A 14,974-nucleotide genomic window follows, 5' to 3' on the forward strand; every position below is an offset into this window, starting at 1 on the left:
TTTTTTTAAATCTAAAATGAGATTTCTCAAGCCAATTTATGCTTATGTGGGCTTGTATTTAAAGTTAAATTTGTAAATTAAACGAATTCAGGTCAAAACTTTTATGACTTATATGGTTTAAAAAATCAAATTATTAAATATATAATTTTTTTCTATGAAGTTTATAAATAATGCAGTTGCAATAGGATTAGTTATGCTTTCGAGCCAACTAACTGTTGCACAAAAAACAAATGAATATTCTAAAGTTTGGGTTGCTGATAATGGCGATGGAACTTATAAAAATCCCATTTTGCATGCTGATTATTCTGATCCGGATGCGATTAGAGTGGGGGACGATTATTACATGACTGCTTCTTCTTTTAATTGTGTTCCTGGTTTGCCTATTTTACATTCTAAGGATATGGTCAATTGGGAATTGGTAAATTATGCACTTCAAAAACAACCTCCTTTTGATGTTTTTGATATCCCGCAACACGGAAATGGAGTTTGGGCACCCTGTATTCGTTATCACAATAAGGAGTTTTATATTTATTATCCAGATCCGGATTACGGAATTTATATGGTAAAAACTAAGGATCCAAAAGAACCTTGGTCTGAGCCAATATTAGTAAAAGCAGGAGTAGGACTTATTGATCCGGCACCTTTATGGGATGATGATGGAAAGGCTTATCTTGGATTTGCCTTTGCAGGAAGTCGTGCTGGCGCAAAAAGTTTATTGGCAGTTTGTACTATGAATCCTGAAGGAACAGTAGCTAATGACGATGCGGTTATGGTTCTTGACGGACATCTTGATGAAGCAACTGTGGAAGGGCCAAAGTTTTACAAACGCAATGGTTACTACTATATTTTTGCTCCGGCAGGTGGTGTTCCTACGGGCTGGCAAACGGTTTTACGTTCTAAAAATGTTTTTGGCCCTTATGAAAAACGAAAAGTTATAGATCAGGGAAATACGCCTATTAACGGACCTCATCAGGGAGCTTGGGTACAAACTCAAACGGGTGAAGATTGGTTTTTTCATTTTCAGGATAAAGGGGCTTATGGACGCATTGTGCATTTGCAACCGATGAAATGGATTAACGATTGGCCTGTTATTGGAATTGATAATGACAAAGACGGAAAAGGAGAACCTGTTTTGACTTATAAAAAACCGAATGTTGGAAAAACTTATCCAATAATGACGCCTCCAGATTCTGATGAGTTTAATTCGCCTAAATTAGGGTTGCAATGGCAATGGCATGCTAATTATCAAGTGTATTGGGGAATGCCAACATCAATGGGACATTACACGATGTTCTGTCGTCCAATGCCTGAAAAAGCAATCAATTTATTTGATGTTCCCAATATTTTAGCACAGAAATTTCCAGCTAACGAATTTACGGCTACAGCCAAAATGACTTTTAATGCACGTTTTGACGGAGAAAGCGTTGGTTTAGTTGTCCTTGGTTTGGATTACAGTATGCTAAAAGTAAAACAAGAAAAAGGAGAATTATTTATCTCTCAGGTAAATTGTAAAAATGCCGATAAAAAAGGCGTTGAAACGGAAAGCAAAGCAGTAAAAATAGGAAGTAATTCTTTTTATCTACAAGTGAAAGTAAAAGATGGCGGAATAGGCAGTTTCTTATATAGTTTAGATGGTGAAAAATTCCAACCATTAGGTGAAGATTTCAAATCTCGCGAAGGGAAATGGATTGGAGCTAAACTTGGAATTACTGCACTTAGGGAAGGGAAAATTAACGATGCTGGAAGTGTAAATATCGATTGGTTTCGATTTAATAAATAAGAAATAATGAATACATATTGCAAAGTTATAGTACTACTTCTTTTTTCATTTACTACAGGATTTAGAGTTCATGCGCAAGTTCTTGATAAATCATGGAATAGTATTACCGAAATGGATAGTGATGACCAGTGGTTTACGTCCGCTGAAGCAAAAGCTTTTGCTGAAAATGTGTTGTTGTACCAACGAAATATTGGAGGATGGCCAAAAAATATTCAAATCCAAAAAACGCTTTCTGATGCTCAAAAGAAAGAATTATTAGTTCTTAAAAATTCGACAGAAGGTTGTACTACGGATAATAATGCGACTTCTCAGGAAATGCTTTTTCTTTCTAAAATTTATAAGCATCAACCTGATGAGAAGTATAAAAAAGCTTTTCTTTCAGGATTGGATTATTTATTGAAAGCGCAATACGATAATGGTGGATGGCCGCAATTTTATCCTTTAAAAAAAGGGTATTACACACACATTACGTATAATGATGATTCGATGGTACGAATTCTGGACATTCTAAAAGAAATTAAAGATAAAACAGGATTTTATTCAATACAGCCATCGGAAGAAATTGTTGAAAAATGCAAAATTGCTTTTGATAAAGGAATTGATTGTATCCTTAAAACCCAATACAAACAAAACGGTGTGTTGACAGCCTGGTGTGCACAACACGATGAAAACACTTTTTTGCCAGTCAAAGCGCGTGCGTATGAGTTGCCCTCATTAAGCGGTAAAGAATCTGCTCAAATTGTTTTACTATTAATGTCGATTGAGAATCCTTCGAAAGAAGTAATTACTGCGGTTGATGCTGCGGTTACTTGGTTCGAAAAAGTAAAAATTACAGGATTAAGGGAGGATCGAATTATTAAAAACGGCAAAATAGTCGAAAAAAAAATGATTCCGGATGCTAATGCGCTTCCAATTTGGGCTCGTTTTATGGAATTGGATGATAATAAACCTTTCTTTTCAGACAGAGACGGAGTCAAAAAATATTCCTTAGCTGAAATTGGAGACGAAAGAAGAAATGGTTATGCCTGGTACACCAATGAACCCAAAGAAGTATTGAAGAAATACGATAAGTGGAAAAAAAAACTCTTAACTGAATCGAATTTCATCCCAAAAAAAGTAACTAAATCACCCAAAGATGAGTACAATATCGTAGTGGCGCTAGATGGGAGTGGAGATTATACGAGTATTCAGGATGCCATATACAATTCGCCAGCTTTTCCGTATAAACGTGTTTTTATTACAGTAAAAAATGGAACTTATCATGAAAAAGTCCGCATTCCGGAGTGGAATACTAAAATTTCATTGATTGGCGAAAGCAAAGAGAAAACCATTATCAGTTATGATGATTATTTTGGAAAAATCAATTTAGGTCGTAATAGCACTTTTTTGACACCAACAATTTCAGTAGAAGCCAATGATTTTAGAGCTTCAAATTTGACTATTCAAAATACGGCTGGTCCGGTGGGGCAAGCTGTCGCTTTGTCTGTAGTTGCCAATAGAGTGGTGGTTTCTAATTGTATAATTTCAGGAAATCAGGATACTTTATACACATCAGGCGAAGGATTTAAACAGTATTTTAAAGATTGTTTTATTGAAGGAACAGTCGATTTTATTTTTGGAAATGCAACAGCTGTATTTGATAATTGTACGATTCATGCTAAAAGCGATTCTTATTTGACTGCAGCTTCAACAACTGAAGGAGCAAAATATGGTTTTGTTTTTATGAATTGCAAATTGACTGCAGATGAAAAAGCAACTGAAGTGTATCTTGGGCGACCTTGGCGTATTCATGCAAAAACAGTTTTTCTGAATTGCGAAATGGGGAATCACATTCGAAAAGAAGGTTGGAACAATTGGTTAAAAGCAGATGCTGAGAAAACTTCTTTTTATGCCGAATACAATTGCTCAGGACCAGGATTTCAGCCCCAAAACAGAGTGGCATGGTCACATCAATTGAAAAAATCAGAAGCTAAAAAATATACTTTAGAAAATATTTTAGGAGATGCTAATTCGAAACCAAACTCGAATTGGTATTCAAATTTTAAATAAAAACATTTATGAGAATTAAATCATTCCTTTTTTTATTAATTGCTTGTAGTTGTTTTGCCCAAAAAACGACAGTATACACGATTGGCGATTCTACAATGGCAAATAAATCCAATCCAACTGAAAATCCAGAACACGGATGGGCACAGGTTTTACAACAATTTTTTGACAATAAAGTTGTAATTGATAATAGAGCGCAAAACGGTCGTAGCACCCGTAGTTTTATCAATGAAAAACGCTGGGATTCGGTTTTAGAAACACTCAAAAAAGGCGATTATGTTTTTATCCAATTTGGACATAACGACCAAAAAGAAAATAAACCAAGTGTGTACACGAATCCGCGTACGGCTTATCGCCAAAATTTAATCCGATTTGTGCAAGAAACCAGAGCTAAAGGCGCAACTCCGGTTTTGTTCTCTTCTATTGTTAGACGAAATTTTAATGCGGAAGGTACTTTGGTAGATACACACGGACTTTATCCATTGGAAACGCGATTAGTTGCTACAGATTTTAAAGTGCCATTTATTGATTTGCAATATTTAACGGAATTATTAGAAGAGTCTTATGGAGTGGAAGGTTCTAAAAAATTGCATTTGCATTTTAATGCAGGTGAAAGTACTTTTTACAAAACCGAAAAACATGACGATACCCATTTGTCATTATTAGGTGCAACTGAAATTGCTAAATTAGCTATAGCCGAATTGAAAAAAACGGATTTAGATTTGAAAAAACACATTAAATAATCATTATTATGAAAAACAATTCTTTTTATTTCGTCCTTTTGTTGTGTTTCAATGTTTTATGTTCCCAAACTAAAATTGTGGATAAAACGGTTGAAATAGAAAGAATTGTCAATCGCATACAGTTGCCTGTTTTTCCAAATTATAAGGTTACGGTGACTCAATTTGGAGCCAAAGGGGATTCGGTAACCAATTGTAAATCGGCTTTTGATAAGGCTATGAAAGCCTGTGGTAAAAAGAAAGGAGGAACTATTGTAGTTCCTAAAGGAGTTTATACTATTAATGGGCCGATCCATTTTGTTAGTAATGTGAATATGCATCTGGAAGCAGGAGCAAAAATACGTTTTGGTTCTAATCCTGAGGATTATCCATTGGTTTTAACCAGTTGGGAAGGAACCATGTTGTACAATTACAGTCCGTTGATTTATGCAAATAATGTCGAAAATGTGGCTATAACCGGAACAGGTGCCATTGATGGTGAAGCTAAAAACACTTGGATTAAATGGAAACCGCTTGAAGAAAAAGACAAGCTTTTAAGCCGGGAAATGAATCATAATAATGTTCCGTTAAAAGAACGTGTTTTTGGAAAAGGGCATTTTCTAAGACCGCAAATGATTCAGTTTTTAAATTCTAAAAACATTTTAATGGAAGGCGTTACTATTGAAGATGCTCCATTTTGGTGTGTGCATTTATTAAAATCGAAAAGTATTACCCTTCGCGGATTAAAATATGATGCTCATAATAACAATAATGACGGAATTGATCCAGAATATTCGAGCGATATTTTAATAGAAAATATTAAGTTTAATAATGCTGATGATAATGTGGCAATAAAAGCTGGACGTGACCATGAAGGCCGTGCCAATTCCAATAGTCCGTCGGAAAATATTGTGATTCGAAATTGCGAATTCAAAGGATTGCACGCTGTTGTTATAGGTAGTGAAATGTCTGCTGGTGTTCGAAATGTATTTGTTGATAATTGTAAAGCAAGCGGTTATTTGAAAAGAGGTATTTACATCAAAACCAATTCAGATCGTGGTGGTTATGTCAAGGATTTGTATTTTTCAAATATTGCTTTAGGTCAGGTAGAAGATTGTATTTATATGACCGCCAATTACCACGGAGAAGGTGGTGGATTATATCCTTCTAAAATTTCAGATATTTCAATTTCTAATGTAAGTTGTGAGTCGGCTTCCAATGCGGCTATTGTTATTGAAGGTTTTCCAGAAAAGAAAGTCGAAAATATAGTTTTAGATAAAATCACTGTAAAGTCAGCTAAAAACGGAATGACTTTGACGAATACTCAAAATATTAGTGTAAACGAAATTATTATTGGAGATAAAATTGGCGTGCCCAGCTCAGTGAAATAAGCCTAAGTTTCCTGAGAAATTAATTTCTAAACAAGTAAAAAAATATTGCAATTAAAGCACTGGTTTTTTCGAATTCTCTTAAAAAAGCATAAGCTCTTTTCATTTGTGTTTTTACCGTATTGATAGAAATATTATACATTTCTGCAATTTCTGCATAACTGTGTCCCTCTACTATGTGCGACATGAAAATTTCTCTTCTTGCTTGAGGAATTCTCTCAACTAAAGTAAGTATTTTAGGTTGTGTAGTTTCATCTGTTTTTTCAAAAACAGCTTGTTCTTCCAGTTTTGGCAGCACTTTTTTGTTGTTCTCTAAACTGATTGTTTTGTTTTTCTCTAAATGTTGAAGACTTAAATTCTTTACTGCTCTAGCAGCATAGGCTTTAAACGAAATTGTAAAATTTATCGCCTCTTCTTTTTCCCATAAGTAAATAAAAAAATCCTGAACAACATCTTTTGCCGCATCTTTATCCTTAGTTATGTTAAAAGAAACTAAAGATAAAAAGGCAAAATGGTCTTTATATAAACCTTCAAATATTTTTAAATCTTTGTGGTTTGACATTTTTAAATAGGATTATTACGTTTGTAATGGATTACACTACGTCAAATATAAAATAAAAAGATAATTTTTTTTCATTATATGTAAAAATAATTAAAAAATAATTAAAAATACTGTCACCCTAAAAGTTTTTTTTAATAACAAATATTTAACATATAGCAAATAGACAGACTTTGATTTACACCATGTCAAACTATAATTTGTCTTTTCTAAAGCGCGGAATCTTAAAAACGGATTAATTTATTAACCATTTAATTTACGAAATGAGACTTATTTAAATGAAATATTTTCTAAAAAAAATCGAGAAATAGTACCAGTATTTCTCGATTTAGTAATGTGTTTCAAACAACTTATCGAAATTGAATTATTTAAAACCAACCAAAATTATGAAAAAATTTTTACTTTACTTGGCCATCTTATTGGCCACATTACAGATGTACTCGCAAACAGTAGCTATTACCGAATCTGCGGGCTGGTTAGAGTCTGCTTATGTAAAATGGCAACCAGTCTCAGGTGCACAGAGTTATAATGTGTACTATAGTGGTAATGGCATTACGAATCAAAAAATAGATACACAGCTAATTCGTAGTTATGGTACTTATTTTCGCGCCGATGTTATTGGACTTGCTGCTGGAACCTACACAGTTGCCGTCAAAGCTGTTATTGATGGAGTTGAAACTGCTGCAACTACCACACAAAGCTTAACCGTTATAGCACATGATCGAAATGGATTTGCATTTCAAGGCGGACGTATACCAGGTGCATATAAAATGGATGGTACTCCAAAATCTAATGCTGTCATAGTCTATGTGACTCAAAATACAAAAAACACAGTATCGTTGACAGTAACTGGTGCTAATTCGAATCCATGCATAGGGATACAGAATATTTTATACGGATTTAAGAAAGGCCTTGATACACGTCCTTTGATTGTTCGATTGATAGGTAATATTACGGATATGGATGTCATGGAGGGTGGTGATATTGTAATTGAAAATAAAAATAACGCTGCTAGTTCTATAACCTTTGAAGGTGTAGGGAACGATGCAGTTTGTAATGGTTGGGGAGTACGATTGAAATCGGCATCCAACATAGAAGTAAGAAATCTAGCCACAATGAATGTAAATAGTACAGCTGGTGATGATTTTGGATTACAACAAGATAATGACCATGTTTGGGTACATAACAACGAAATGTTCTATGGTAATGCAGGAAGTGATGCCGATCAAATAAAAGGTGATGGTGCATTAGATAATAAGGGTTCAACTTATTGTACATTCTCGTACAATCATTTTTGGGATAGCGGAAAATGTAGTCTTTTAGGTTTGAGTGAAAATACTACTCAAGGATTGTACGTTACTTATCATCACAACTGGTTTGATCATTCAGATTCTCGTCATCCGCGTGTACGTTTTTATTCAGCTCACATTTATAATAATTATTATGATGGGGTTTCAAAATATGGAGCAGGCTCTACTATGGGGTCTTCATTATTTATAGAAAATAATTATTTTAGAAATTCTAAACGTCCTATGATGATTTCTATGCAAGGAACAGATGTTTGGAGCAGTGCTAAGCAAGCCAATGACCCAGGAAACGTTGGGACTTTTTCAGGCGAAGACGGAGGAATAATTAAAGCTTTTAATAATACTTTTGATGCGGATATTGCTACAAATAGTATGCGATTTGTGGCTTACGCAGATCCTAATCCTTTATATAATATTGCAGGGAAAATTAGTTCTACTATAGATTTTGATGCTTATTTAGCAACTACCAGAGGTGAGAATGTGCCTAATGCTGTAAAATCATTTGCTGGTGCTAATATGTACAACAATTTTGATACCGATCCAGCATTGTATGTCAATACCTTAATTCCGGATTCACCAGAGGTGGCTAAAGCAAAAATTATGCAATACGCAGGTCGTGTAGGAGGGGGTGATTTTCAATGGACTTTTAATAATAATGTTGATGATACTTCCTATGCAGTAATTGCTCCATTAAAAGCGGCTATTACTAATTATACAACTACATTGGTTGCTGTACAAGGTGAAAGTGCTGCGGCAATTTCTAGCCAAACGCTAACGTCCACAACAAATAATAATCAAAGTGTGGTCAGTGGTACTGCAATTGGAACAATAGTATTCACTTGGGGAGGCGATGCAACCGATGCTACTGTAACTGGATTACCAGTATCAGGAATCACATTTGTAAAAGATGCTACTGCTAAAACCATTACTATTTCAGGTACTCCTACTGCAAATGTGACTTATTCTATTGCTACTGTAGGAACTGTTGGAATTCCAGCTACTGGCTCAGGAACAATCACAGTAGTAACTCCTGGTGCTCCAACGGGCAGTGAGATACATAATTTTACAGTTTCGGGAAAAACTAGTACTTTCTATGCGATAACAGGAAATATGAATTCTACTGCGGGTACTCAAACTTATGATGGTTTGTCACTTACGGCACGTATAAAAATTGAATCTGCTACTGTAATTAATTATACCACAACCGCTGTATCAACATTAACCTTGGTTTTCGATAATGCATTTACTGGAAAAGTTAAACTCAATGGTGTCTCTTATACGGCGACTGCAGGTATTGTTGTTATTCCTTCGCTTCCTGCTGCGGCTTATTCAATAACTAAAGGAGATACCGCTAATTTATTCTATATAAAAACGGTGTATGATACACCAGAATTAATAATTCCAATAATTTCTAATTTTACTGTTGCTAATAAAGTTGTAGGTGATCAGTCATTTACTTTAACTGCTCCTACAACAAATAGTGATGGAATATTTAGCTATAGTAGTAGTGATACAAATGTTGCTACAATAAGCGGAAGTACGGTAACTATTGTGGGAGCAGGAACAACAACCATTACAGCAAATCAAGCGGTTACTTCAACGTATGATGCGGGAAGTATTTCGGCAACATTGACGGTTTCAGCAGCGGTGGTAAATGAAAAACCAGATGTTTGGGATTTTGGAGCACAACAATTGGATGCTACTCTGTATAATAATAAGCTAGACGAAACTACTATAAATGGATGGTATTCTAGTACAATTATTCCAGGAACTACTGCTACTACAATGCCTGTTAGTTTTACAGTAGGTGGTTTAACATGGGTTGGAAATACTAGTGATAGGTTAAGAACTGTAAATACAAATCTGACTCGTTTTGATGTAAATGTTGCTGGTGTAACAGATTATAATGGAAGAGTGTATTGCAATGGAACACCTGCTCTTTCTTCGGGAGTTCCTACCAATAGATTTATGCGAATAGCATTAGATAAGGATGATGAAGTTACTATTATTGCGAGAGCAGATGCTGCAGGTGGAATCTTGAAATTTGTAAATGAAAATGATCCATCATTACAAAGTGATGAAGTAAGTGTAACAGCTGTTGATGCAACAACAACTCAAGCAGTGTTTGTTGCTAAAAATACTAGTAGTTTTAAAATATATTCAGCAAATGGTAAGTTGAGTTTCTATAGAATTTCTAGAAAGCCGGCAACGGCAACTGTGCCTTTGACGGTTCCAACCATTTCTAATTTTGTAGTAGCTGATAAGAAAGTAGGAGATGGGCCTTTTGCTTTGGTTGCTCCAGCAACTAATAGTGACGGAGTAATTAGCTATAGCAGTAGTGATACAAATGTTGCTACAATAAGCGGAAATACGGTAACTATTGTAGGGGCAGGGACAACAACAATTACAGCAAATCAAGCGGCTACATCAACTTATGCTGCGGGAAATATTTCGGCAACATTGACGGTTGCGGTTACTAATCCTGTACCTACCATTTCTAATTTTACTGTTGCTAATAAAGTTGTAGGTGATCAGTCATTTACTTTAACTGCTCCAACAACAAATAGTGATGGAGTATTTAGCTATACCAGCAGTGATACTAGTGTTGCTACAATAAGTGGAATTACGGTAACTGTTGTAGGAGAAGGAACAACAACCATTACAGCAAATCAAGCGGCTACATCTAGCTATGCTGCGGGAAGTGTTTCGGCAACTTTGACAGTTTCAGCAGCGGTGGTGCTAAATGAAAAACCAGATGTTTGGGATTTTGGAGCACAACAATTGGACGCTACTCTGTATAATAATAAATTAGATGCTGCAGCAATAAATGCTTGGTATCCTTCGGCTTATGTAGTGGGTACCGCTAGTACAAGTTATGTAATGCCTGCTTTGTTTACAGCTGGCGATTTATCTTGGGTTGGAGGTTCAAACGACCGTCTTAGAACTAATAACACGGCACTTACTCGATACGATAGTAACGTAGGGCCAGGAGCAACGGTTGGTTATACTGGAAGGATTTATATAAATGGCTCTGCTCAGGCTGGACGTTATTTGAGTTTTAATCTTAACGAGAATGATGAGTTAACAGTGATTGCTAATTCGGATGCTGCAGGAATGTTGAACTTTGTATATCTTGCTGACCCATTGGTACAGTCGGACTTAGCTGCAACAACCACAACTACTACCGAGTATAAATTTGTGGCTAAGAAAACAGGGGTTTATAAGATTTATGACCAAGTAAATAAGCCGAGTTATTATCGTATCATTAGAAAACCAGCTGCTCTTGTTGCTGTTTCTGGTGCTATTGATGTGGCTAATGCTGTCGATATTCCTTCAGGATATACTGTTGATTTTACAAATGAGGCAGGGAAAACTTGGAGTGCTGTGGTTGCTAATGGAAAATATAACGTAATGTTGCCAGCAAATTATACTTATACATTAAGTGTAGGAAGTGCTAATGGATATTTAATCACTAGTGGAGATATCTATACAGTGGCTTTAGAGGCAAATGTTCACGATATTGCTATTACTAAAATAACTTTGTACACCGTAACAGGAAACGTAACAGGTTTAGGGGTAGCTATGTCTAATTTAAGTTTGAAATACACTTCGAATCCAGCATCAAATAGTACTTATGTACCAGCAGCTGTTGTTAATACTACTACAGGGCAATACTCAGTGAAATTAGAGTCTGGAGTTCAATATACTGTTTCAGGAATTGCGGTTAATGAATACGAGATTTTAGTTAATACCATAACTGTTTCTGCAAATACTACTGCCAATGTTGTATTTACTTTGAAACCTCAATATAAAGTTACTATCACATCACCTTCATTAAATGAAGTTCAGTTAGCTAAATTAGGTTTGAAATTTACTAATCTAAACGAAACGGGAGTGAGTTATACGTTTACGGATATTAATAACATCAATTTACGTAACGGAGTTTATTCGATAGCAGCTTCGGGATTAGATGAGTATCCAGTTGAGTTGGCTTCAACTTCTAATTTGAGTGTTTCTAATGCAGCTATTTCGAAAGTGTTGACATTTAAACCAGTAACTAATTGGTCTTTTGATGATAAAGTTATTTCTAATGGGACAACTAGTTACAAAGGAATGCTTTTTACAGGTGCTGTAGCTAACGAAATCGCTAAAGGTCATCTAAATGTAGGAGCCGGTTCTACTATAAGTGTTCCAGTGTTACCAAATCAAAAAGTGACGGTTACTTATTATTATGCGGCTAATTTTTCTATACAAGGAGGCGCGGCAGTTACAACTAATAGTAATAGTACAGGGCTTTTTGAGAAGGTTGACTATGTTTATACAGGAACTACTCCGGGGAATGTTTTAATTACAGTGAATGGAACTACCTATTTTACGGATATTAATGTCGATCTAATTGTGCCTTACACTGCTGTAATTACTGTAGGAACCGACAAAGATTATCAAACTATTAACGAGGCATTAAAAGCTATTACTAAAATGGTTCGTTCTACTAATCAAAGAGTAACGGTGGTTATAGACCCAGGAAATTATGAAGAAATGATTGTGGTAAATAGTGCTAATGTTACTTTTAAAAATGCTGCATCTAAGCCAAGTATTGCTCTTAAAAATAAAGGAGTAGATATTGATGCTAATGCAGTTCGTATTACTTCTTATTATGGTTATGGATATAGTTATTATAGTCAAGGAAATGATAATAAATGGAATGCTGAAGTTTTAGCAATCAATAAAGCAAATAATAGTTATAAATATGAAAATGTTAGTGGTACTACAAATGGATCTTATTGGAACGCAACAGCAGTAATTGCTGCTAACGGTTTTGAGGCTAATGATATCATTTTTGAGAACTCTTTTAATCAATACGTTTCCAAAAAAGAATCTCAGGATAAAGTGGTGATGTGGACTGTTGGAAACAAAGGACAAAGACCTACTGATTTTGGTAATACGGCTGTTCAAAACAGGAGTTTTGTTGAAAGAGCTGCTGCTATTGGTATTCCAAATGGTGTTGATAAGACCGTTTTGAAAAACTGTAGAGTTGTGGGACGTCAAGATTCTTTCTTCGGAGGGGTTGGTTCCAGAGTAGTTGTTTACAAAGGAGCTGTAATGGGTGCTGTTGATTATATCTTTGGAGGAATGATTGGAGTATTTTATAAAACAGATTTTGTAATGAATGTGAGTGATGTAGCTGGAGACGCTTCTTACTTAACAGCTCCTCAACAAAGTGCAGGTAGAGGTTATTTGTTGTATGAATGTAAAGTTACTTCGGCAGAGCCTGGTGTAGAAACAGCTTCTACTTATAGAGCAAAACCAGGTTATTTTGGACGTCCATGGTCGGCAAATACAAGTGAGGTTGTTTTGTATAAAACTAAAATAGAAACATCTAATTTTCCAGGTTCGGAAGGTTTGTCATTAATTGCTCCAGCTGGATGGACAAACTCATTAGGAAATACTTCGGATAATATTTATGAATTTGGAACAATAGAGATTTCAGGTGTAGATAATTCATCAAATCGCCTAAGTTGGTCTAAGATGATTTCAACTCCTGTATTAACAGATGGGTCAGCTATTACAACTTTTAATTTTACCAAAGGAAATGATGGATGGGATCCAATTCCAGATTTAGAAACAATAGTTAGCTTGCCAGCAGACAATTTCTCTGTTTTAGTAAATAGTGCTACTTGTAATGGTATAAATAATGGTGCGATTACGGTTTCTTCTAAAGAAAAAACTTTGATTTATAATGTTAAAATCAATAACAATAATCATGTTTTAAATTCTGAAAACGAATACACTAAAACATTAAGTAATCTTGCAGCAGGAGTTTATGAAATTTGCTTTTCTACAGCAAGTATTCCAAACTATGTACAATGTTATGAAGTAAAAATTGAAGAACCTGAAAAAATAGTAATTAGTTCTTTTGTTTCTAAAAATTCAAATACAGTAAAGCTTACTATGCGTGGTGCTAGCCAGTATACAGTAACTTTGAATGGGGTAGATGAAACGGTTACAGGGAATGATTATACTGCTGTTTTAAAAATGGGGACGAATACGATTTCTGTAAGTACTGATTTAGAATGTCAAGGAGTTTTCAATGAAACGATATTTTTGTCAGAAGGGATTCAGTATTTTCCAAACCCAACATCTGGGGTTGTTCAAGTGTATTTAGCCGGAGAGGATAACGAAGTTAAGGTTAGAGTTTTTGACTTTACAGGAAATAAAATATCAGAATCAACAAAATCAGTTGCTGAAAATAGAAACTTTCAATTAGAATTGTCTTCTTTTAGGGATGGTATCTATCTAATTCAATTAGAAGGAAAAACAATTAGTAAAACATTTAAAATTGTAAAAAGATGAGAAAATCATTAATATATTTTATTCTTTCATTGGTAGTTCTAAACACTGCTTGTACTAAAGAGGATAATGAAAATAGGACTCCTGAATTAGGGGAATTGTACTTAGCTAGTCCCTTAGATAATTCTACTTGTGAAGGTACCTCAATATCAAGTACTAAATGTGAGGTGACTTTGACTTGGGAACCTACAACTGATACTGATAGTTATACTTTAACAGTAACTAATCTAGAAACGAACAAAGTAGTTTTGATTAAGAATAGTATTGACACTACTTCTTATAAGTTAACTTTAGATAAAAATGTTCCGTTTTCTTGGACAGTATCATCATTTGATAGTTCGTCAAGAAAAATTAATACCAGTTTGGTCTGGAAGTTTTATGCATCTGCTGGAGAAAGTGTTACAAATTATGCTCCGTTTCCAGCAGAATTAATTGCGCCAATTCAAGATAAAATTGTAACGGCTGTAGATGGTAAAATTACTTTAAAATGGATGGGATCTGATACGGATAGTAACGAGTTGAAATACACCGTTTATCTAGATAAAGTTGATGGTAAACAAATTCCAGTAGCTAATTTGACTAACATTGTAGAAAGGCAGGCTAGTATTGCGGTAACTAGTGGGGTGTATTATTGGAGAGTAAAAACTTTTGATGGTAATAGTAGTTCCTTTTCTCAGGTGGTGAGTTTTACAGTGAATTAAGTTTTTGAAATAGTTTTTTTTGTAGATTACATAGCCTGATACCTTTTCAGGCTATGTTTTTTTATATAATATACAAAGTTTCTTGATAGAATGTAACGGATTGTTTTTAAGGTAATTTGTAAT

Annotated in this window: 7 protein-coding genes; 6 read left to right on the top strand and 1 reads right to left on the bottom strand. The window is 34.8% G+C overall.

Annotated elements, in window-relative coordinates:
• The first annotated feature begins 154 nt into the window (after positions 1–154).
• Genes AAGV28_RS13305 through AAGV28_RS13320 form a run of 4 tightly spaced genes read left to right on the top strand, consistent with a single transcriptional unit; the run spans position 155 to position 5,936 of the window.
• Entirely contained in the window at positions 155–1,780 is a 1,626-nt protein-coding gene (locus AAGV28_RS13305) for a glycoside hydrolase family 43 protein (RefSeq protein WP_413789752.1), read from the top strand.
• A 6-nt stretch (positions 1,781–1,786) separates the two neighbouring features.
• Complete coding sequence (gene pelA, locus AAGV28_RS13310; protein WP_373407243.1) at positions 1,787–3,829, top strand: pectate lyase; 2,043 nt, start codon at positions 1,787–1,789, stop codon at positions 3,827–3,829.
• Between the two features lie 8 nt (positions 3,830–3,837).
• A complete protein-coding gene (locus AAGV28_RS13315; RefSeq protein WP_373407244.1) occupies positions 3,838–4,569 on the top strand; it encodes a rhamnogalacturonan acetylesterase in 732 nt (243 codons plus the stop codon).
• An 8-nt stretch (positions 4,570–4,577) separates the two neighbouring features.
• Positions 4,578–5,936 (top strand): glycoside hydrolase family 28 protein, encoded by a 1,359-nt coding sequence (locus tag AAGV28_RS13320; RefSeq protein WP_373407245.1) that lies wholly within the window; start codon positions 4,578–4,580, stop codon positions 5,934–5,936.
• 19 nt (positions 5,937–5,955) lie between these two features.
• On the opposite strand, the gene AAGV28_RS13325 is transcribed toward AAGV28_RS13320, so the two are convergent.
• Positions 5,956–6,495, bottom strand: a complete 540-nt coding sequence (locus AAGV28_RS13325) for a sigma-70 family RNA polymerase sigma factor (protein ID WP_373407246.1) — start codon at positions 6,493–6,495, stop codon at positions 5,956–5,958.
• Positions 6,496–6,878: 383 nt separating this feature from the next.
• On the opposite strand from AAGV28_RS13325, the gene AAGV28_RS13330 reads away from it, so the two are divergent.
• Together AAGV28_RS13330 and AAGV28_RS13335 are read left to right on the top strand one after the other, a co-directional pair.
• Positions 6,879–14,153 carry a pectate lyase family protein gene (locus AAGV28_RS13330; protein WP_373407247.1) on the top strand — a complete coding sequence of 2,425 codons (7,275 nt, stop codon included), beginning with the start codon at positions 6,879–6,881 and terminating at the stop codon, positions 14,151–14,153.
• The gene (locus tag AAGV28_RS13335; protein WP_373407248.1) at positions 14,150–14,851 is read left to right on the top strand and encodes a hypothetical protein; all 702 of its coding nucleotides are present in this window, start codon (positions 14,150–14,152) and stop codon (positions 14,849–14,851) included. Before AAGV28_RS13330 ends, AAGV28_RS13335 begins: the two co-directional genes overlap by 4 nt.
• Positions 14,852–14,974: the final 123 nt, after the last annotated feature.

The sequence above is a fragment of the Flavobacterium zubiriense genome, assembly GCF_041729725.1.
GTDB lineage: Bacteria > Bacteroidota > Bacteroidia > Flavobacteriales > Flavobacteriaceae > Flavobacterium > Flavobacterium zubiriense.